This is a genomic window from Legionella massiliensis, assembly GCF_000756815.1.
GTDB classification, from domain to species: domain Bacteria; phylum Pseudomonadota; class Gammaproteobacteria; order Legionellales; family Legionellaceae; genus Tatlockia; species Tatlockia massiliensis.
The window spans coordinates 260,522-280,731 of record NZ_CCVW01000003.1 but is presented as its reverse complement, the minus strand read 5'-3'; the positions used below and the strand labels follow the sequence as shown (position 1 = coordinate 280,731).

The following is a 20,210-nucleotide window of genomic DNA, read 5'->3' as shown; positions in this document are numbered from 1 at the left end:
CTATGCATTTATTTACTGACTACATTCAACCCCTAACTCTCTGGCTCCATGACCACCCGAATTTCGCCTTGCTTATCACCTTCCTCATTTCGCTTACTGAGTCACTAGCAATTATTGGCAGTATTATTCCTGGTTCAGTCACCATGACTGCGATTGGAATTCTTGCTGGATCTGGAGTAATGCGGATTGATTTAACGCTGATAGCCGCCGCCCTGGGTGCAATTGCAGGCGATGGCGCAAGTTATTTATTGGGTTACTTTTTTAGCGATCGTCTCACCTCAATTTGGCCTTTTAGCCATTATCCAGCGCTGTTGAGCTATGGAAAAGACTACTTCGCAAGGCATGGGGGAAAGAGTGTGCTAATCGGGCGTTTTGTTGGACCTCTGCGTTCAATAATACCGGTTATCGCGGGCATGATGCATATGAGTCATTTGCGCTTTTATATCGCCAATATTATTTCCGCAATTGCCTGGTCCTTACTCTATGTAATGCCTGGTGTTTTAATTGGCACGGCAAGTAATGAATTATCGCCAGAAGTAGCGACTCGATTATTCGTTCTGATCTTGTTTGTCCTGGCTGGAATTTGGCTAATTTCTGCCGGCGTCAAATGGATATTTATTAGGATCAATCGCATCTTACGTACTAAATTACATAATTGTTGGCTATGGGCATTAAATCATCGTTATCTAGCTAAGCCTGTCAAATTTATAACACCAACCGATGAGGTCATCCATTACCCTACTGCAACCTTATTTTTTCTTTTGCTTTTAAGTCTTTTGCTATTTTTTCTCATAACCGTCTTTATTTCTAACGGTGATTGGGTTAGCGACCTAAATCAAACAATTCATCTTTTTTTTCAAAGTTTAAGAACTCGTTCCTTTGATGTATTTTTTATAGTTTTATCTCAAATCATCAGTCCCTTAACGCTTAGTACTCTATTCATAGCGATTTCACTCCTTACTATTTACTATAAAGACTGGCGCGCCCTTAGCTACTGGCTAAGTTTGACGCTAAGCTCTGTGATAGTTTTAATAGTATTTTATTGGGGTATTGATAGCCCTAGGCTACAAGGGCTTTTAGACCTTGATACCAGTAGTTCCTTTCCCATTAGTCAACTGACTTTTGCTACAGCCTTCTTAATGAGCCTTTTGCTCTATGTTAATGCTTACAGCCAAACTCGCTTTAAACATCTCTTAAAAATTGCTATCGCATTTAGTCTATTAGCAGTTGGCTTTGCGCAACTCTACCTCGGTGATAGTTGGTTTACCGACATTTTCGGCGCTTTCTTATGTGGCTTAAGTCTAAGTTTGGCGCATTGGCTATTGTATCGACGTTATAAACCCCAAGGGCATTACAGCCCCTATATTCCATTCACTATTTTAATTTTGCTATTTATTGCCAGTATTCTCTCCGGTTTGTGCAATTACCAAAGTTCCATGCGTAGTCATCAACCTTATTTTGTGCAGTATGTCTTTACCGATGAACTCTGGTGGAATCAAGATAAACCTCTCCTGCCAATTTATCGTACAAACAGGATTGGCCGTCGTATCAGCCTCTTTAATCTGCAATATGCAGGTACACTGGCTAACCTTGAAGATGCCCTGACTACCTATGGCTGGCAAAAACAAAATGATTCCTTATTAAGCACAATAATCAACCGTGTCAGTGGTCAATCCACCGCTCCCAAATTACCCCTTATGGCGCAACTTTATTTAAATAAAAAACCTGTTTTGGTCATGACTTATAACCCCAAAGATGGTAACCCCACACAAGTATTAAGAATTTGGCGTTCTAACTATCATCTACAGAATTTTAAAGAGCCCATATGGCTAGGTTCGGTACATCCACGCCTACTTACAGCACTTACGGGAATAACTAGTCATCCTAAATCGATTACTTATGTAAGCCCTGCCTTATCCCCTGTTTCTTTTTTACAGCGCCGCGTCATTTTCCCAGTGCAAGTAGCCCAACAGAAGCTCCCTGCTCAGGTTGAGCCAGTTCTTTTGTTGTTAAGAGAGAAACCTAAGGTGGAAGATGATTTGCAGCAAGAGCAATAGCTCAGCCCCCGCTCTAGTATTGAATTCCCGCGGTCAAGCCCATAGGTATCTACACAAATGTCCCTCCTTGTCTCAACATTAGGTCATCCAGAGCGTAGCGAAGGATCTCCTGAATGTGGCACCGTGCTAATCCCGGAGATCCTTCGCTACGCTCTGGATGACGTGCGTCTATTACAGTCACTTGTGTAGATACCTATGCGTCAAGCCGCGGGAATTCGGGATAGGGGTGACCTATTAGGTGAGCCTATCTAGAGATATTGATACGCAATCCCGTTTTTATCGAAAGCGTTGCTAATAGCTTGTTTTAGTTCTGTTAAAACAATTCGTTTATCCTCAGCTCTTTTTAATGAATAGGATAAAGTCAGGATAATTTTTGTTTCAGCATGCTCATCGGGCTTTAAGAATGCTAGTTGAGGCTCTTCATCGAATTTACCAATGATCTCAGGATTGTCCCGACAAACTTCGTGTACTAGCTTATGAGCTAGCTCAAAATCGACCTCAGATTCCAGTTCAAATCTGAGTATGCAATTTGGCACCATAGAATAGGCTGACTCATTGCGTACAAGTTCTCTGGCAAGATAAGAGTTTGGCACATAAACAATGTTGTCATCATCAGTAATAATCATCGTTGATAACAGATATACCTTATTAACAACCCCAGACAGCGTTTTTTCATCACCGTGAAGAATAGTAATATGATCACTGATTCGGATTGTTCTATTGAACATGATAGTAATCCCACAAATCACATCCTGGGTAAGGCTTTGCAAACCAACACCAATTCCGAAGCTTACTGCACCTATTATGACGCTTAACTGAGCAGAACCCACCCCCATCACCAGCATCATAATCACAAAGGCAATAGCAAAAAATATATATTGGATAATCATCGTGATCGAGGTACGAATATTGACGTCATATTTAAACCTGGGTAGTTGGGAGATGCTATTAGATAGATATTTTCCAACTAAAACGATGCAAGAAAACATTAGCAGGGCGAGTAAAATATTGATTGGTAAAATCTCTATATATCCAATGCTAAAGCCATCAAAAATAATTTTTCTGTATTCATATTCATAAAAACTCGGCAGTCTAAATATTGGAATAACTAAGAGTATAAGAAAAACCACTATAAACCCTTGCAAGGTTATTCGTAACATATTGATTTCAAAAATATCCTGGCCATTTCCTGCAACCCCTAAAATTTTTCGAATATGGTTAGATATTCTATTGTCATCGTTTTGAATGTATCTTCCGAGTTGTTTTAAAACATAAAACATCATCTGAATAAGTAAAATAAGGGCTGTAACGGTTACCATTTCTATGTCCATGGTCATCACTACCCGCTCATAACCATAGATTGAGGCAATGATTCGGGTCAGATAGATCAAGCCAAAAATTAGATACAAACCATATCGCATTGGTTTAACAAACCAATGCCGCGCTGCAGAAATATACTGTTCGTCAAAGCAGGCTTTTACTACCTTACAAGTAACAAAGTAGAATATCGGACTAATTACAATGTTCAAGACTATGATTAAAAACATCGTGAAATGGTTTTTAACAAAAATATCGATAATTAAAAAATCAAAACTTAGATTAATAATCATTATTAAATTAAGTAAGGAGTAATTTCGCCTAATGTTATCCATCCATTGTTTAGGCTGATTTAAGAATACATAGAGATAAATATCGATGATGTATTTTGCAGTTATTAGCATCAGTAAGAATTCCATAACAATAACGATATGGGTCCGATGCTGTAGCTCGAGAGTCAAATAACTCATATAAATAATTTCCGCTAGCAACAGTAAACTCATCGGAAAATAATGCCTGCTTTTCCTATAAAAAAATTTCCATTTGGGCAAAGTCGTTTTAACTTCAAGACGATGAAAAAATCGTGCGATAAAAAGGCTTGTCAGGCATACAAACAGGGCAATATAAAGAAAATTAGTGCGTTCTTCATAAGTAAACACATTAAAATCTAAAATGTTTTCAGCATTATTAATGCTAATCTTCTTGTTAAATAAATTGGGATATGCCAGCAAAAACCAAATATCCGATTCGGCGTGCACATATTTCAACTCGTGTAAACGCAATTGGATAAAGTAATTAACCTTGTGAGTTTCATAGGATAACGCCTGACAGGAGGCACGCTGATTTTCAAATAGGGACTTATCTCTATTATATTTCTTACCTAAAGGCGAATTTTTATCCAAATTACTAAGTGATTCCATAAGGGGTTTTATACGTTCGATACTGTCTGTGCTTATTTGCAAACATTCAGTAGCAATATTTTGAATTTGGGAAATATCAGATAAGGCTCTATCCAAGCCATAGATTCCTAGTTTATTATCCTTAACCTTGCTTTTAATTTGATCAAGCTTCTCTATACTGCTTTGAACCATTCGATTATAAGAACCACCTAAGGTTTCAGGGACTTCCGCTGAATAGCTTAAGTTACAAATCAAGCCCAGCAGAAAAAAAGCTAGCTTCAAGCGCCTAAGCATGGTATCTGAAACTCCTTATCTAAATATCCTTGGTCTGTAGATAAACAAATTAATTTAATTATAGATTTAAATCAGCTAATTCAGTAAAAACACTTATATAGTAATTCAAAGAAAAACCTGGTAGTTTCTAGCTCAAAAACTAAGAAAGGGATTTGAAAAGAACTATGCTTGCTCGATTTTGGAAAATCCTCTATGTGTCTGCAACCCTAATACTTCTTTCAAATTGCAAAACAATCGGACCTGCTGTTTTACCTCAAGATCGCTACGCATTTAATGCAGCCATGCTGCAAAGCGAAGAGCAACAAATTCTGATAAACCTAGTACGGATGCAATATGGCGATAGACCCTATTTTTTAACTGTAGATAATATTACATCCAACACCGTGCTAAACGTCTCTTCTGGCGGCTCCAATTATAACTATACTGCTGAACGAACAAATGCCGTCGGGCTCATTACAAAAACCTTCACAAATTCTGTTGGAGTCACAAGCCCCTCAGCTTCTCTTACCGAATCACCAACTATTATTTATAGCCCATTACAAGGCGATAAATTTACAACCCAGATGTTGACCCCTATTCAGTTAAAGAATGTTTACTTACTGGTGCGATCAGGATGGAGCTTAGCAAGGGTTCTACGTATTACTACCGAGGAGCTAGGAAAGTTTCAGAATGCAATGAACGCTTCGCGACCTACCTCAAGCCATGTTCCAGAATATAAGCCCTTTGTTAAGATGATCCATTATGCAAGAATGCTTCATCTGGAAAATAAAATTAAAGTTCGTGCAGAACTAATAAATAACAACTTCTGTTTAAGCTTCGTGTTCCTGCGTAAATATCGCCATACTGCGCAAGTAAACAAATTGTTTTCCATGTTATGGCCACATGAAAATACACAACATATCAACAAAATTATCATTTCGGAAAAGCCTTTACCACACAACTCCAAATATAAGACCCTGGTTATCGTTACGCGCCCTTACATCGGTTTACTCTATTATCTGGCCAAATCAGTACAAGTTACCCCAGATGATATCGCTAGCGGAAGAGTACTACAGATAAAAACCAAAGATGGAAAGCCTTTTGATTGGGGTAAAGTGACGCATGGTATCTTAACTGTTTACATTTCAAACCATAGACCAGCCAACGCCAACGTTGTCGTTTACTACCGTAACCATTGGTACTATATTGCTGACAACGATAGAGACTCAAAAGAGACCTTTGCCCTGATCCAACAACTATTTTCATTACAAGCAGGAGACATTACAAAAACATCGCCATTAATAACAGTTAATGTCTAATTCAATTAGAAGACATCTCAATTTCTCTGAGTTACACTAATTAACTAAATTCTCCTTTTAACGAAAAGGATTAATAAAATGCTCAATCTATTGGAATCAATACATCTATTGTTCCCACTTCTCGGGGCTTTAATCCTGTTTTTCGGTTTAAAATTACAGCGCAAAAATTATATTGTCGTTGCTTTGTGGTTAAGTTTGATTGCACTAATTCTGCACTATCGTGCCTCTGGTGGTGAGATTTTAGGCAGCTATTTTAATTATATGCATGCATCCATCTACTCCATAAACCTGATTGTTCTTATTTCTGCAATTATTTGTCTTTTACTCACTTCAATACATGAAATACAAAGCAAGTTCATCCGCTATGCCTCAGGTTTTTTATCAGCTGGCTTAATTACAGGTGGAGCGCTTTTATTGATTAACTTATGGGTTAATGCTGTTTTTGTTGAAAATCGACTCGCTGGTACTCCGATTTTGCAGGTAGCAACCTTTAATAAACAGCCTTATTGTAGTTATAAGTATGTATTTTATAAGGTTGACCCTGATAGCGTGGTGCAATTCATGTGTCCAAACCACTACGGCTTATTACCTTCTGTCGGCCAGCTTCGCACCGCACCAAGTTTTATAATGAAACAATTACCCACCCAACTCCAAGCTAAGTTTGAAAATAAGCAGTTATAGCCTTTGCTTTGTGAGTACAGAGTTGACAAAAACAATTGACTTTTTTATTGTAAAGAACGACTTAAGCTAAAGTCTGATAGTTTGTCCCATTAACTGTTTTTTGCTACTATACCGGAAATTTTTTTGCCATTATGACTATGCGCAGTTTGTTTTTTACTTTGCTAATGTTTGTTTTTGTCCCATCGTTTAGTATGGCTCCCAAACTAAATTGGGATACAGCAGTTGATAAGGCGATAATCAAATATGGATTACGCACAGAACCTGAACTCAAACGGTATTTTGCCAACGCCCATGTTAACTATCCCCCCAAAGAAGTAGCGTTATTAGCCTTTAAAAAAGAAAGACATATGGAGTTATGGGCTAGAGATGAAAATCAATCCTGGCGTTATATACATACCTACCCCCTCACTGCCTTTAGTGGTCGTTTAGGTCCGAAATTGAAAGAAAGAGATGGACAAATTCCTGAGGGAATCTATCGCTTAACAACCTTTAATCCTTTCAGTAGCATGCATTTATCGATGATGATTAATTATCCTAATAACTATGATCGTCTGCAGGCAAGCAAGGATGGACGTAGGAATTTAGGAAATAATATTTTTCTACACGGTAAATCAATGTCAGTTGGCTGTTTAGCAGTTGGTGACCGAGCAATTGATCAGCTTTTCCTACTGGCTCGCCGCGTTGGATTAAGTCAAATCAGAGTAATTATTGCACCTAATGATTTGCGTAAAGATAAGCCAGCAACCGCTACCTTTGCACAACCACGTTGGCTCCCAGATTTGTATAAACAAATTTCCTTAGCATTGAACTCATTCCCAAAGAGTAGAGTCGCTTAATTGTAAGGAAGATGCTCAAGGAGTACTACTAATGCGAGAGCGCTTACGGCGATTATCACAATATATTAAAGCTCTTTATGCTTCGTTCTATTCTTCTGTTTTATATGTAGATGTAGTAAAGCGTTGGCAGGGATTTGGGATGGGATACCTGCTATTCCTCATTATTTTGGGATCCATTCCCTTATCTGGGCGGGTGATCGCAGAATTTAATCAATTTTTTAGGGAGGAAATTTTATTTCCCTTCCAAGCCCTTCCTCTACTGGCCATACAAAATGGTGAGATCATCTACAATCAACCAATGCCTTATTTAATAAAAAACAACAAGGGCGAAGTTGTCTCAATAATAGACACTACAGGGGTAGTGTCTGAAATGAACCAGGCCTACCCCCAACTCACCATTTTAATTACTAAAGATAAGACGCTTTTAAGATTACCGAGTTATAAGCAGTTTTTAGGTTTAGCAAAAGATAACCTTGGCAATCCCATTTATACACGTACCTTTGACAAGGGGTTGACTGGACTTCTCTCGGGCACAGAGTGGATTAACTCTTCGGGGATTTCCAAACTAAATACACTGATACAAATCCTTGTATTTCCCTGTGTGACTCTATTTTATTTTGGTGTTTTTGCGATTGTTTTACTCCTGCTATCCGCATTGCTACAGCTCTATGGAGATATTTTTTTCAGCTTTAAACTCCCATTTAAAGCCTCATGCCGTCTATTGGCTGTCACAGCAACGCCAGCCCTAGTACTATTCTTTGTGATGCGAAGCGTTAATTTTTCTGTGCCAGGTATGGGTTTAGTTTATGGGGTACTTGTTCTCAGCTATGTTTCCTATGGGTTGTATACCCTCAAACGGGCACCTGCTTAATTTTATATACTCTAATAGGGCATAAGCCCCAGCTCATTAACTCTACGCTCTGATAAATTGATTCAAATTGCTCGTGCTCTATCGTTTTAGTAGTCACGATAATTCGACTCCCTGGTTTTAGGCGAGCCATCTTTGAAATTAAATCATTCCAGCTAGTATCACTAAGGCAAGTTGCCGCTACGTAAACGATATCGGCATCGCTAAAATCATAATGCAAAAAACTGTCGTTGATAAATTGAGTACGTTCTATTTGAGGTAGATATTCCTTCTCTGCGTTATCTTGTTTAAAGCGTTGGATTGTCTTTTTAGACTGCTCATACAGCGGCGGTAGCAACTCAATACCAATAGCTTTGCGAACATTAAAAAATACTATTGCAGATAATACCGCCCTTCCAGAACCCGAACCTAAGTCATAAAAGACATCTTTTGTAGAAGGCGAAGTTCGCTCAAGAATGGTATAAAAAGACAAAAAATCGATTTCTCCATAAATAAACTCTTTATTTTGAATTAAATGCAAAAATCGATACCTTATCGAGGAAGATTTTGCATGAACTTTTTTGTAAACGGCCTCTAAAATATCTGTCTTTTCTTCTATGCTTGGCCAATCAGCTCGTTGGCTTAACTGCTTTATTTGTTCCTTTTTTTTGAAATGAGGAACAACTATGTTGGTTAATAGAAGTCGTAAGATCACTAATAAAAACGGAATGGCGATAATAAAATAGAACATTGGACGTTTCAGTGTTTTAGAGAGCTTTAATATAGTATTACAGGTTCCTTCGTAAGGATATTGTAAATATTTCATTAATAGGGAGCAAACAAGTCAATTTCCCATATAATTTTTTTATCTTAACAGACTCTAAATTGGTTTTCCTCATGAACAAAGACAAAGAAAAGCAGCAACTCGTTTCTGAACCAATCACAGCAAACCCTTTAGCTAGCCTATTAAACAAAGAAAAAGAAAGAATTAAAGAGGCTCAAGATAAAGAAGCTGCCGCTGAAGCAGCGAAAGTGCGTTGTAAGACTTGTTTTAGAGAAGTGGCACCTAAACGTGTTTGTTCCGGACATGGTGGAGGAGGCGGCGGTGGCGGTGATAGCGCTTCTTCTGATAAGGGTTCTGCGCACACACCAAGCCAAGATGACGATCTAACTAAATCAAGCAAAGATGATGAGGTTGAGGATGAATTGCTAGGTGACTTTGGTGCAATAGAAGATAGCGAAGCACTCAATGCAGAAAATTTTGACTCCGATCTAATCGCAGACATGATCGCCAAAGGACTATTAATGGTTGATAACGACCGCGAGTCAATGACCCTTACCATAAAACTGCTTTGTGAGCCGAATGAATTAACAGAAGAGCAAAGAGAAGAGTTAGAAAAATTCTTGCAAGCAATTATCAAAGAATTCAATGAATTTAAAGAAGAAAATGATCTTTCCGATGATTGCATAGAAATACTTCAAGATGAGAATGGCAAAGTAATTTCTCTTCGTATTAGCATGCCTAGTCTCACCTTATATGATGCATTTATCCAACGGCTAGCAAATAACTTAGTTCCAACCCCCAGTCCGAAAGCACAAGAAAGGGATACAGCCACTCAAGAGCGAAGTCCTAGCCCAAATCCGTTTTCTATGGAGCCTAAGCCCACTAAACAAGAAGAGGAAGAAGAGATAGAAGAGGAACAAGTGAAATTTAACCCTTCTCCTTTTAATACAAAACCTTGGTAATAAGTGATAGGTCGGTCCCATCCCGTCATCCTGAGCGTAGCGAAGGATCTCCTGAATGTGGCATTGTGCTAGTCTCGGAGATCCTTCGCTACGCTCAGGATGACGGAAAAGGAGAGTGACCTTACGGTAATAAACCAGGGCTTAATTTCTCAAAATACGAAAGCAAGATAATTTTTAAGTGCCATTATTGTCCGAGTCTTCAGCGATTTTGCAGAAACCTTAGACTTAGGATCGAAAATTATGCAGTCAAAAATTGAGAATATTGACCTGGGCGATTTGTCTGGTGAGCACTGGAAAAAGGCCAGCCTTATACTTAGAAACGCTTGTCTATCTATTGCTGATGAAGCAGATAGGCAAGAAAAGCTTGCTTGTTTAGATATGCTCGAAACAGAATTAAAAAACAACAATAGCAATATGGACAATTGCTGTTTATTTTTCCCAAGAAACCATTTTGAACTTTAGAGAGTTATTAGATCAATGGATTTATTGGCAACATATACTCCACATAGATATCCACAGTTTTTGTGGATATCTATTCGATTTATAGGTTAGACAAAAGGGAGCTAGATTATTCATGCTCTGGTGAAACTACGAAGATTCCAGGCGCATTACGAAGATATTCGTTATAGTCCATGCCGTAACCAAAGATATAGTGATCGTCAACCTGTAAACCAACAAAGTCTGCGTTCTTCAGTCCGTTAGGTACGCGCTTATGGTGTTTATCGACTAAAACTGCGCTATAAACCTCACCAGCACCCATTGCCTTTACTTCATCAATAATCGCAGCCAGAGTCACCCCGCCATCTAAGATGTCATCAACTACCAATACCGTTCTATTTGTTAAATCCAGGCTGGGTTTTACCTTCCAGAATAATTCCCCACCCTTAATATCACCACGGTAACGTGTTGCATGAACGTAATCGACTTCCAGAGGAAAATCCAATCGGGGAAGTAAATTGCCCATTGGCACTAAGCCACCGATCATTACACAAAGAATGACAGGATTTTTATCATGGAGGCTGGCGTGAATATTAATCGCCATTCGATCCAAAGCTGCTTCTACCTCTTTTGTTGTGAACAAACAGCTTGATTTTTCATAGACTTCTTGAATTTTTGATGGAATAGACATGTGTTACCCTAACAATTTGATTGTATAAATTAATTATTCCTTTCGCTTACTTGGCACCGGAAACATGCTTACCTTAGACTCATCCCTTGACTTATCTCTGACCTTCGCAACACCTTGTTTTGTAACCTCATCAATACGAAATACGGCATGCATAGGAATAAAGGTACGTTTAACACCATTAAACTCCAGTTTTAAACGTTCTTCGGAAGGATCAACAACCAGGGAGCAATTTTCTCCAAAGATAACCCCTTCAACCTCAAGAAAGCCAAATATTTCACTCTCACAAATTTTATGAGCATAAATCTCATAAACGGCTTCCTGATTAGCAAAGGTTATACGATATATTGATTCATTTGACATGCACATCACCCAGAAATAAAGCAGGCGCTATTATAACGTATTCAATCTTAAAAACATCCTTTAGCGTTTATTTTCCCTTGGGTAGGGGACAGAAATACGTAATCCCAGGAAAAACTCCAATTCACACAGCCTAACACCACGTCATCCAGAGCGCAGCGAAGGATCTCCTGAGTGTGGCACAGTGCTAATCCTGGAGATCCTTCGCTGCGCTCTGGATGACGTAGTGTTGAGACAAGGTATTTCCCAATTGGCAGGTCGGTTGTAAGATTCGTCCCTGCCTCCAAACACGCTCTTCATCCTCATTCAATAATAAATTCGGGTGGGCTTCCAGATGTTTTTGCATAACAAGACAATAAAACCCGGCTGGGCATGGGGAAATCATTTTCCCCAGTTCATTAAGAATTTCTAATTTATCGAGCCATTCTTTGGTTGAAACTGGTGGAATGTAATAAAACGAGGAAAAATAATTTTGCGAATAGCCACGATGCATCATGGCACGTTGTATAGACAAGACCGATTTTGATTTTGCTCTTAACAGGCCAAACAGGGTTGAGCGTTTGATGCGCAGATGGAATCCCCAAAGGCTAAAGGGATTAATCCCAAAAAAAACGACATAGCCCATTGGTTTCAAAATTCGGTCAATTTCATCAAGTGGGCTATTGGATAAATCAAAGGCCTCCATAACCAAGGGTGCAATGATGCAGTCAACGCTATTTCTATCTATTGGTAGTTGCTTATAAGAGCTGACAAAGGTGCTGGAAGAACTTGGGAAACAGGTTGCCTGCCATTTGTGACTATAGTGAAGTGCTTGTAACCAGGAGTCTTTACCAGAACCGCCTAACTGCAAAACCATTTCACCATAGAGTAAATCTTTCAGATGGCTTAGTTCTAAGGAAAAATAATCGCTGACATCAAGTCCTTGTGGCGTATGAAACCAATCGTCAAGGGCACGAAATTGAGTTTTCTGATTATCGAAAGACAAAGCACGCGCCCCACAAGGTGGAAGAACAATTTCTTTTTTGTACCATAGAGTTAGGGTAGGCAGCAAGAAGATGAGTAGCTTCAATTGCTTTTCTAGGATAATTTTTTGCACTTTCCGCTTTTTTTCTCTATAGTTAGCCCACCATTAAAAATGGATAATGGAAATGCCAACAATCGTACAGGAAATTAATTATTTATCCTCCCCCTTTGCATTAGATTCAGATACCCCACCCCTTTTGGCTGAGGATTACGATACCACTGTTGTTAAATACCTTAATCAGATTCTTAATACTGCAATCCAGCAAGGTGCTTCAGACATACATTTTGAGCCTTATGAGCAAGAATACCGTATTCGTTATCGCCAAGATGGCCTCTTAATAGAGGTTGCTCAACCACCATTAAGTCTGGCTAATCGTATTAGTTCTCGTCTTAAAGTCATGGCCAATCTTGATATTGCAGAGCGTCGAAAACCTCAGGATGGACGCTTTCAGCTCAGCCGCCCTAGTTCTCACAATGTAGATTGTCGGATAAGTACCTGTCCGACAATTAATGGTGAAAAGGTTGTGGTCCGTATTCTTGATACCCGCGCGATTCAGCTTGATATTGACTCGCTGGGTATGAGCTCCTTGCAAAAGGAGCATTTCCTTAGATGTCTTCATAAACCCCAGGGCTTAATTCTAGTATCAGGACCGACGGGTAGCGGCAAAACAGTTACGCTCTATACGGCGCTGCAACTTTTAAATAGCAAGGAAAAGAATATTTCAACTGCAGAAGATCCGGTTGAAATCAAGATTCCTGGTATCAATCAAGTCAATATGAATTCTAAGGTTGGCCTAAGTTTTAGCAATATACTACGCTCATTTTTACGACAAGACCCAGATATCATTATGATTGGTGAGATTCGTGATCTTGAAACGGCTGAGTTGGCAATCAAAGCAGCCCACACAGGCCATTTAGTCCTTGCTACCGTTCACAGTAACAGCGCAGCTGAAACTCTAACGCGACTTAGAAACCTCGGTGTCCCCTCATTTAATCTTGCAAATTCAGTCAGCCTTTTGCTAGCCCAACGTCTAGCAAGACGGCTTTGCGAACACTGCAAACCCCAGCTAGGCTGCACACACTGTACTAATGGCTATAGTGGGCGTCTTGGCTTATTTGAGGTGATGCCCATCTCAATACCGATAAGGCAACTTATACTGTCTGAGGCTAACTCTTTGGATATTTTGGAGTTGGCTCAGGGCGAAGGGATGCAGAGTATTTATCAATCAGGGCTTGAGAAAGTTAAACAAGGATTGACTACCCTAGAGGAGGTTAATCGTGTGGCCCTTAGCTAATAATATGGATAAAAAACCACAACGCTATTATTGGCAAGGCATAAATCACAAAGGTAATACTTTTGTTGGTATTAGAGAAGCAAGTTCTATTACCAGCCTTAAAACAGAATTAGGCAAACAAGGAATTCTTGTAAGAAAAATCAAAAGGGCGAATTATTTCTCTGCGATGCCAAAGCTAAGCCAAAGTGCTATCACTATTTTTTGCCGACAACTTGCTACCATGCTTAAAGCTGGAATCCCTTTAACGCAATCCTTTGATATTGTAGCGAATAGCCCAACCAGCCTTTGTATGCGCTCACTCATTGAAGAGCTTAAAAAAGAAGTGGAATCTGGCCGCCCTTTTTATGAAGCCCTTCAGCAGCGGCCTTACTATTTTAACGAGCTGGTTTGTAATCTGATTGCCTGCGGCGAAAAATCTGGAAAACTTGAGCATATGCTTGATAAGGTCGCAAGTTACAAAGAGAAAATTGCCTCACTTCAACAAAAACTACAAAAAGCGCTTAGTTATCCTCTTATTGTTGTTTTTATTGCTTTATCAATAACCATCGCTTTATTAGAGTTTGTAGTTCCGCAATTCCAAGCCCTGTTCACAAGCTTTGGCGCCGAACTCCCTGCTCTTACCCAGTTAATGATTAACTTAACATCCTTGCTGGAAAGATACTGGCTTGCCATGCTAATGACTATAGCCCTACTAATCTGGGGACTAATTCTGGCTAGGCGCTATGCACCCTGGTTTACCTTAGCAAGTGATCAGTTTATTTTAAAACTCCCCTTGATTGGAGCGATTATTAGCAAAACAATTATTGCTCGTTTTACACAGACCCTGGCTCTTTGTTTTAATGCCGGCTTGCCTATTGTAGAAGCCCTGGATGCTGTTAATGGCATTAGCAGAAATCAGGTTTATGTGAGAGCAATACACTCAATTAAAGAAGAAGTACTCACAGGGCAACAACTGCATCTTGCCATGGCCAAAACGACAGCCTTTCCTTCTATGGCAATACAAATGATTAAGATTGGAGAAGAATCAGGGACCTTGGAATTGATGTTAATTAAAGTTGCTGATTTTTATGAGGAAGGAGTGAACTCTAGTATAGATATCTTAATGAATTTGCTTGAACCAATTATTATGGTGATACTAGGTCTAATAATTGGTGGCCTGGTCATTGCGATGTATCTTCCCGTTTTTAAACTTGGTTCAGTGGTGTAAAACCTATGATTGCTCAATTTGAAATAACTAACCTACCTGCAGCCTATGCTCTATTAGCCCTTTTTGCTTTGGCTATTGGCAGTCTGTTGAATGTCATAATTTATCGCCTTCCCCTAATGCTTGAGGCTGATCTTCGTAGAGACTATGCACAAATTAACAATTTGCCGGAACCAAGAGAGAAGGCTGTAAACTTATTTCTCCCTCGCAGCTTTTGCCCTTCTTGTAAAACAACAATTCCTACACGATTTAATATTCCTATACTAGGTTATTTATTGTTGCACGGACGTTGTCGCGAATGTAAAGAGCGAATTTCCCTCCAATATCCTTTGGTAGAATTGATAAGCTGCTTGCTTGCCTTATTTGCTGCCTGGCATTTCGGCTTTAGCCTAAGCCTATTATTTGCCCTACTGTTTATTTGGATCTCAATCCCTCTCTTTTTTATCGACCTAGAGCACCAACTATTGCCTGACAGCTTGACCCTAAGCTTGCTTTGGCTTGGATTAATTGCAAATACGCAAGACCTATTTACTAGCTTGCCTGACGCCGTACTCAGCGCTGCAGGAGCCTATCTCTGTTTATGGCTTTTTATTCAATTGTATTATTTGATAAGAGGGAAAATAGGAATGGGGAATGGCGATTTCAAATTATTCGCCGCCTTTGGTGCATGGTTCGGCTGGATTCAATTACCCTTTATTTTGCTTTTGGCGTCGCTTACAGGCGCTGTTACAGGGATTGTTTATCTTAGACTCCAAGACAAAACCAAAGAAACCCCTATCCCCTTTGGACCCTTTCTCTGTATCGCTGGATTAGCATCACTTTTTTGGGGTAAGAGTCTGATGGATTGGTATTTGAGGCTTTGGTTTTAATGGGTGGCGTGTTGGGCTGGGGATAAACATCAGGAAAACCCCTATCATCCTAGCATAGCCTGTCATCCTGAGCACCCAGCCCCATTGGGAGACCCCGCGTCATCCCGAACATAGAGAGGGATCTCCGGGATTAGCACTGTGCCACACTCAGGAGATGTCTCTCTACGTTCGACATGACGTGCGTCTTTGGGAGCGTAGCGAAGGATCTCCGGAACTAGCACAGTGCCACATTCAGGAGATGTCTCTCTACGTTCGACATGACGTGCGTCTTTGGGAGCGTAGCGAAGGATCTCCTGGACTAGCACAGTGCCACATTCAGGAGATGTCTCTCTACGTTCGACATGACGTGCGTCTTTGGGAGCCTAGCGAAGGATCTCCGGGACTAGCACTGTGCCACATTCAGGAGATGTCTCTCTGCGTTCGACATGACGTGCGTCTTTGGGAGCGTAGCGAAGGATCTCCGGGACTAGCACAGTGCCACATTCAGGAGATGTCTCTCTACGTTCGACATGACGTGCGTCTTTGGGAGCGTAGCGAAGGATCTCCGGGATTAGCACAGTGCCACATTCAGGAGATGTCTCTCTGCGTTCGACATGACGTATGTCTCGGAAAAGGCAAGAAGACTCTATTTCTTCGCCGGAACCAAAGAAGCGACAATATGCATAATTCCTAAGTCACCAGAGGGTTTTCTGCCTATTACTAAATCGATATTTAATCCCTGAACAACACGTTCTTTTTGGTTTTGATAAGTGACTTGTAAAGGCAGTCTAACCTTCCATTCCCCTTCTTTTACACTAACTAGCTGAGTCTGCCCTGCAAGTTGGCTGGTCATGATAATTTTACCTTCCTTAATAGCTACAATATTGCCAGACTTAACCATAGCCTCTTTAAACTCATTCCATCCCTCATTGGTGTAGCAAGCTTGTAATTTATCCAATTGCATATTGATTGAGTCAGCATTAAATATAAAGGATTGCACTGCAGCATGTTCAGCCCAGGTTTGCACAAGAGCATTGCCAATTGTCTTAGTACTGCTAGGAATTTTATAGTCACAATTGATTGGTGCTGGAGGCGTAGAAGGATTGTTTTTTTGACGCTGTTGCTGCTGTTGCTGCTGTTGTTTCATGATTACAACACTGGCAAGTTGTTGCTTATCGCCATCCAGAGAAGCCACTGTTACTAGTTGGTTAGGATGATGCCATTGATTCTCATTCGTTCTATCAAATAACTCCTGTTTTTTGCCAAAATTATTGACTAGCAACTCATGACTAACCTTTGCAGATTTTTCCATATTTCTTTGTAGTAAGTCCCATTGATTTACCGCCTCGCTTTGTAAATTAGCAAGGGTGTTTTGCTTCATTTCAGCATATTGTTTAGCTAGTGGTTTTGTTCTATTTAAGAAATTATTTTGGATGCTTTGTGCTTCTGTGCCTAGGATTGATAATTGCTTGCCATAGCTCAGCAGCTTGTCAGAAACTTGTAAAAATTGTCTCCAGCTTAAATCCTGTTTGCTCAGCTTTTCAGGTTGTGCTTTATCCGATAAATAAAGAGAGGTAATAAGCTGATGCACACTTTGCTGAACATTGATTTCTGCTAAAGAGGAATAAATTTTTTCAACCGCAACTTCCAGAGGGGTATATTTCGTTGGAGAGAAACGAGGCGTAGCAATCATTTGCATGATTCCCAATTCACCGGTCACTTTTCTACCCACAGTTAAATAGACATTTAAATAATGAGCAACAACATCACCATCTTTTTGGTAAACAATCTTTATGGGTAAGTTAATTTTCCATTGATCAGCATCTGTGCGAATTAAATTAGACTCGCCATCCAGCCGGCTACGCACGATCAATCCTTCATTTTTGATAACTGCAAGATTACCTGATTTATTCATAGCATTCATAAATTCAGCCCAACCCAACTCTGTATAACAGGATTGCAAGGCCTCTAATTGCTTATCGATGGAATCTGCACTCAAGGCAAAGGATTGAATAGCTGCATTCTCGGCCCAGGTTAAAACCAAAGGTTGTTCTACTTTTTCAGTTTCAACGGGTATTTTATAGTCACAAGAAATAGCCGCAGTTGGTGCGGCTTGGGCTTGTAGGCAAAGGACATTAAGTAGCAACGCGTAGATCATGCTTTTTTTCATGAACATAATTCCTTTTAAATGATCGTTCCAATTGTGAGATATTAATTAAAGCCCGTCTATAGATCTTAGGCTAATTACTATGCACGTATTTGGAAATATAAGTTTTCGCAGCTTCTTCTGCTTCCTGCCGTTTATCCGTACTAATTAAAGGATAAATATCATCCTTAGCACGCTGAAAATTTTTATTCCCTGGCGCCGATGCAACAGCAGCGGAATACCAGGCATAGGCTTGTACATTGTCCGTGGTTACTCCTAACCCATCTTCATATAAATGGCCAATGTTATATAAGGCATAGCTATTACCGCTGGTCGCGGCTTTCATATACCAAATCATTGCCTGGGTATAATCCTGTTTGACACCCTCTCCGTGATCATAGGCATAACCCACCAGATCCTGGCCTGTTGCTGAACCAAGATCAGCAGCCTGCTGATACCATTTTAAGGCCTGTGTGTAATCTTTGGCGATTCCATTTCCATTATAGTAAAGATCGCCTAAAGCAATCATGGAGGTAACATTGCCTTGATTAGCTGCTTTGGTATACCAGACAAAGGCCTTAATATAATCCTGAGGAACACCCTCCCCTTGTTCATAGCCATAAGCGACATACTCCTGCCCCTTTGCTGAACCCTTATCCGCTGCCTTTTGATACCACTCCAAAGCCTTAGTGAAATCTTTAGGAACACCAATACCGTTGTAATAGAGATCACCAAGCCCCATCATTGCCGGTACATTTCCCTGATTTGCAGCCTTCAAATACCATTCAGCAGCCTTAGTGGGGTCTTTATCAACACCGCTTAAGCCTTCATCATACATATCAGCGAGATTAAATTGAGCCTCAGGAACACCCTTAGTTGCCAGGGGCTGACAGCTCTGCAAATCAGAACATAGATCGTAGGGTAAGGAAAAACTAATTGTGGGAAGTGTTAAACTTGTGCCTAAAATTAAAACCTTCACTAACAAAGCGCTATCTCTATCCATAATCAATATCTCTGCTAATGGTTCATTGATTGCAGTATAGACTATTTCCAGGGTACTGATTATACCCAAGTAACATGCATCTTGAAGTTACTTGGGTATATATACAATTTACTTAAAATACCTTATCGTAGGCCGTTTCGATTTTAGTTGGGCTAAAAAATGCGGGCAAAATTTGAGCGATATTTTTTCAAATCTTATTCAGTTGGTTTCGGTGGCTTTGCTAGCTTAGCTTTTATGGGCTCGGATCGTGGCAGCTTGAGCACTATTGTTGACGACAGAATTTATCTATCCAATATGTCTAATGCAAACCAATCTCAAGCTTCATTAATTGTTTCTTGTGTAGATATTGTTGAGTTGGCAAGGTCGGACCTGTTATTAGAGCCCAATAGGGGGAATTCTCGTTATCATGTGCTTGCCATGGAAGATAGAACTGCGTTGACCGGCTGTATTGACCAAATTGTTGATACTATTTTACTGATGTCTGAGTATGCAGATAAAGAACTGCCGATTCATATCCATTGCTATGCTGGAGTTGGTCGCAGCGCAATGATGACAGCGATTCATATCGCTTGGCGATATATGAACAATGACCCGCTTATTAAAAAACTTGTTAATAGCAGCTTAAGCAACCCCCTAGATCCAAACTCTGAAAAATATATTACTCATCTTTATACAGAAGCTTGTCGTTTTGTTAAATTTAAACGCTCATCTTGTCAGTTTGATGATCATGGTCGTGCTGAGCTTGCAGAATTAGTACTAAGTGAATTAAAAATCAGAAAAGAAGCAGCCCCAATCAATGATGAAAACTATAGTTTTTTAGCAGAATTGGTGCAGTCAATTGCCTTTAAAAAGCTACAGCACAAATATTTTAATCAATCATCGCTTTATTCTTATATTTCTTATACAACCCCACCCAATTTATGCGATTTTTTTGATGGTTTTTTGTCAAATAATGAAGGTTGGTATAAACAATTATTTGATGCGCTTTATTCAGAGGATGTTGATGAGACTAACCCGCTCTATGCTTTCTCTTCAAATACTGAGTTCTATGATTGTCTTGAAGCGGTCTTTTTAACAATGACTAAGCTTGCAGAGCGTTATCCGAATGCTCAGTACAGCCAAATGATTCGCGAAGGGCTAAGTCTGCATCAACAAAAGGAAAATACATCAACTATTAGCCTTTAATCTTTTTTCTTTCTTAATTTCCCGTAGCCTGGATGTAGCGAAGCG

General features: G+C 39.8%; 17 protein-coding genes and 1 pseudogene. 11 read left to right on the top strand and 7 right to left on the bottom strand.

Annotated features, from left to right (window positions below; genetic code table 11):
- Positions 1-2: 2 nt before the first annotated feature.
- Complete coding sequence (locus tag BN1094_RS12845) at positions 3-2,057, top strand: VTT domain-containing protein (RefSeq protein WP_043874849.1); 2,055 nt, start codon at positions 3-5, stop codon at positions 2,055-2,057.
- 248 nt (positions 2,058-2,305) lie between these two features.
- On the opposite strand, the gene BN1094_RS12840 is transcribed toward BN1094_RS12845, so the two are convergent.
- Positions 2,306-4,567 carry a mechanosensitive ion channel family protein gene (locus tag BN1094_RS12840; RefSeq protein ID WP_043874848.1) on the bottom strand — a complete coding sequence of 754 codons (2,262 nt, stop codon included), beginning with the start codon at positions 4,565-4,567 and terminating at the stop codon, positions 2,306-2,308.
- Between the two features lie 152 nt (positions 4,568-4,719).
- Between BN1094_RS12840 and BN1094_RS12835 the strand changes: the two genes are divergently transcribed.
- From BN1094_RS12835 to BN1094_RS12820, 4 genes are all read left to right on the top strand, one after another.
- Positions 4,720-5,865: a hypothetical protein gene (locus BN1094_RS12835; RefSeq protein ID WP_141650479.1), complete on the top strand. Its 1,146-nt coding sequence runs from the start codon at positions 4,720-4,722 to the stop codon at positions 5,863-5,865.
- Positions 5,866-5,943: 78 nt separating this feature from the next.
- On the top strand, positions 5,944-6,546 hold the full coding sequence (locus tag BN1094_RS12830; RefSeq protein WP_043874846.1) for a hypothetical protein: 603 nt from the start codon (positions 5,944-5,946) through the stop codon (positions 6,544-6,546).
- A 137-nt stretch (positions 6,547-6,683) separates the two neighbouring features.
- Positions 6,684-7,382: a L,D-transpeptidase family protein gene (locus BN1094_RS12825; RefSeq protein WP_099909028.1), complete on the top strand. Its 699-nt coding sequence runs from the start codon at positions 6,684-6,686 to the stop codon at positions 7,380-7,382.
- A gap of 31 nt (positions 7,383-7,413) precedes the next feature.
- The gene (locus tag BN1094_RS12820) at positions 7,414-8,253 is read left to right on the top strand and encodes a DUF1189 family protein (protein WP_043874845.1); all 840 of its coding nucleotides are present in this window, start codon (positions 7,414-7,416) and stop codon (positions 8,251-8,253) included.
- Here the strand turns inward: BN1094_RS12820 and BN1094_RS12815 are convergent.
- Complete coding sequence (locus tag BN1094_RS12815) at positions 8,234-9,055, bottom strand: class I SAM-dependent methyltransferase (RefSeq protein ID WP_043874844.1); 822 nt, start codon at positions 9,053-9,055, stop codon at positions 8,234-8,236. The two genes, BN1094_RS12820 and BN1094_RS12815, sit on opposite strands and share 20 nt — an antisense overlap.
- 71 nt (positions 9,056-9,126) lie before the next feature.
- Here BN1094_RS12815 and BN1094_RS12810 point away from each other — a divergent pair, with 71 nt between their 5' ends.
- Together BN1094_RS12810 and BN1094_RS12805 are read left to right on the top strand one after the other, a co-directional pair.
- Positions 9,127-9,975 carry a hypothetical protein gene (locus BN1094_RS12810; protein WP_043874843.1) on the top strand — a complete coding sequence of 283 codons (849 nt, stop codon included), beginning with the start codon at positions 9,127-9,129 and terminating at the stop codon, positions 9,973-9,975.
- Between the two features lie 240 nt (positions 9,976-10,215).
- Positions 10,216-10,437, top strand: coding sequence for a hypothetical protein (locus BN1094_RS12805; protein WP_043874842.1), 222 nt, complete (start codon positions 10,216-10,218; stop codon positions 10,435-10,437).
- A 106-nt stretch (positions 10,438-10,543) separates the two neighbouring features.
- Here BN1094_RS12805 and BN1094_RS12800 read toward each other — a convergent pair whose 3' ends face one another.
- The 3 genes from BN1094_RS12800 to BN1094_RS12790 form a co-directional block, all read right to left on the bottom strand.
- A complete protein-coding gene (locus BN1094_RS12800) occupies positions 10,544-11,104 on the bottom strand; it encodes a hypoxanthine-guanine phosphoribosyltransferase (RefSeq protein WP_043874841.1) in 561 nt (186 codons plus the stop codon).
- Positions 11,105-11,137: 33 nt separating this feature from the next.
- The gene (locus BN1094_RS12795; RefSeq protein WP_043874840.1) at positions 11,138-11,464 is read right to left on the bottom strand and encodes a DUF1820 family protein; all 327 of its coding nucleotides are present in this window, start codon (positions 11,462-11,464) and stop codon (positions 11,138-11,140) included.
- 184 nt (positions 11,465-11,648) lie between these two features.
- On the bottom strand, positions 11,649-12,557 hold the full coding sequence (locus tag BN1094_RS12790; RefSeq protein ID WP_052403286.1) for a methyltransferase domain-containing protein: 909 nt from the start codon (positions 12,555-12,557) through the stop codon (positions 11,649-11,651).
- Between the two features lie 103 nt (positions 12,558-12,660).
- Here BN1094_RS12790 and BN1094_RS12785 point away from each other — a divergent pair.
- The 3 genes and pseudogenes from BN1094_RS12785 to BN1094_RS12775 form a co-directional block, all read left to right on the top strand.
- Positions 12,661-13,779, top strand: a pseudogene (locus BN1094_RS12785) (GspE/PulE family protein); the annotation flags it as partial.
- On the top strand, positions 13,763-14,986 hold the full coding sequence (locus BN1094_RS12780; protein ID WP_052403284.1) for a type II secretion system F family protein: 1,224 nt from the start codon (positions 13,763-13,765) through the stop codon (positions 14,984-14,986). The pseudogene BN1094_RS12785 and the gene BN1094_RS12780, both read left to right, overlap by 17 nt.
- Before the next feature lie 5 nt (positions 14,987-14,991).
- Complete coding sequence (locus tag BN1094_RS12775) at positions 14,992-15,852, top strand: prepilin peptidase (RefSeq protein ID WP_043874839.1); 861 nt, start codon at positions 14,992-14,994, stop codon at positions 15,850-15,852.
- Positions 15,853-16,477: 625 nt separating this feature from the next.
- On the opposite strand, the gene BN1094_RS18915 is transcribed toward BN1094_RS12775, so the two are convergent.
- Positions 16,478-18,001: a DotI/IcmL family type IV secretion protein gene (locus tag BN1094_RS18915; protein WP_052403283.1), complete on the bottom strand. Its 1,524-nt coding sequence runs from the start codon at positions 17,999-18,001 to the stop codon at positions 16,478-16,480.
- Positions 18,002-18,071: 70 nt separating this feature from the next.
- Positions 18,072-19,049 carry an SEL1-like repeat protein gene (locus BN1094_RS12760; protein WP_052403282.1) on the bottom strand — a complete coding sequence of 326 codons (978 nt, stop codon included), beginning with the start codon at positions 19,047-19,049 and terminating at the stop codon, positions 18,072-18,074.
- 90 nt (positions 19,050-19,139) lie between these two features.
- Here BN1094_RS12760 and BN1094_RS12755 point away from each other — a divergent pair, with 90 nt between their 5' ends.
- Positions 19,140-20,165 (top strand): protein-tyrosine phosphatase family protein, encoded by a 1,026-nt coding sequence (locus tag BN1094_RS12755; protein WP_043874838.1) that lies wholly within the window; start codon positions 19,140-19,142, stop codon positions 20,163-20,165.
- The last annotated feature ends 45 nt before the right edge of the window (positions 20,166-20,210 follow it).

What these genes read in the sequence shown, in the direction of transcription:
- BN1094_RS12845 (WP_043874849.1), top strand. Translation starts at nt 3, where the DNA reads ATGCATTTATTTACTGACTACATTCAACCCCTAACTCTCTGGCTCCAT.
- BN1094_RS12840 (WP_043874848.1), bottom strand. Translation starts at nt 4,567, where the DNA reads ATGCTTAGGCGCTTGAAGCTAGCTTTTTTTCTGCTGGGCTTGATTTGT.
- BN1094_RS12830 (WP_043874846.1), top strand. Translation starts at nt 5,944, where the DNA reads ATGCTCAATCTATTGGAATCAATACATCTATTGTTCCCACTTCTCGGG.
- BN1094_RS12825 (WP_099909028.1), top strand. Translation starts at nt 6,684, where the DNA reads ATGCGCAGTTTGTTTTTTACTTTGCTAATGTTTGTTTTTGTCCCATCG.
- BN1094_RS12820 (WP_043874845.1), top strand. Translation starts at nt 7,414, where the DNA reads ATGCGAGAGCGCTTACGGCGATTATCACAATATATTAAAGCTCTTTAT.
- BN1094_RS12815 (WP_043874844.1), bottom strand. Translation starts at nt 9,055, where the DNA reads ATGAAATATTTACAATATCCTTACGAAGGAACCTGTAATACTATATTA.
- BN1094_RS12810 (WP_043874843.1), top strand. Translation starts at nt 9,127, where the DNA reads ATGAACAAAGACAAAGAAAAGCAGCAACTCGTTTCTGAACCAATCACA.
- BN1094_RS12805 (WP_043874842.1), top strand. Translation starts at nt 10,216, where the DNA reads ATGCAGTCAAAAATTGAGAATATTGACCTGGGCGATTTGTCTGGTGAG.
- BN1094_RS12800 (WP_043874841.1), bottom strand. Translation starts at nt 11,104, where the DNA reads ATGTCTATTCCATCAAAAATTCAAGAAGTCTATGAAAAATCAAGCTGT.
- BN1094_RS12795 (WP_043874840.1), bottom strand. Translation starts at nt 11,464, where the DNA reads ATGTCAAATGAATCAATATATCGTATAACCTTTGCTAATCAGGAAGCC.
- BN1094_RS12775 (WP_043874839.1), top strand. Translation starts at nt 14,992, where the DNA reads ATGATTGCTCAATTTGAAATAACTAACCTACCTGCAGCCTATGCTCTA.
- BN1094_RS18915 (WP_052403283.1), bottom strand. Translation starts at nt 18,001, where the DNA reads ATGAAAAAAAGCATGATCTACGCGTTGCTACTTAATGTCCTTTGCCTA.
- BN1094_RS12755 (WP_043874838.1), top strand. Translation starts at nt 19,140, where the DNA reads ATGCGGGCAAAATTTGAGCGATATTTTTTCAAATCTTATTCAGTTGGT.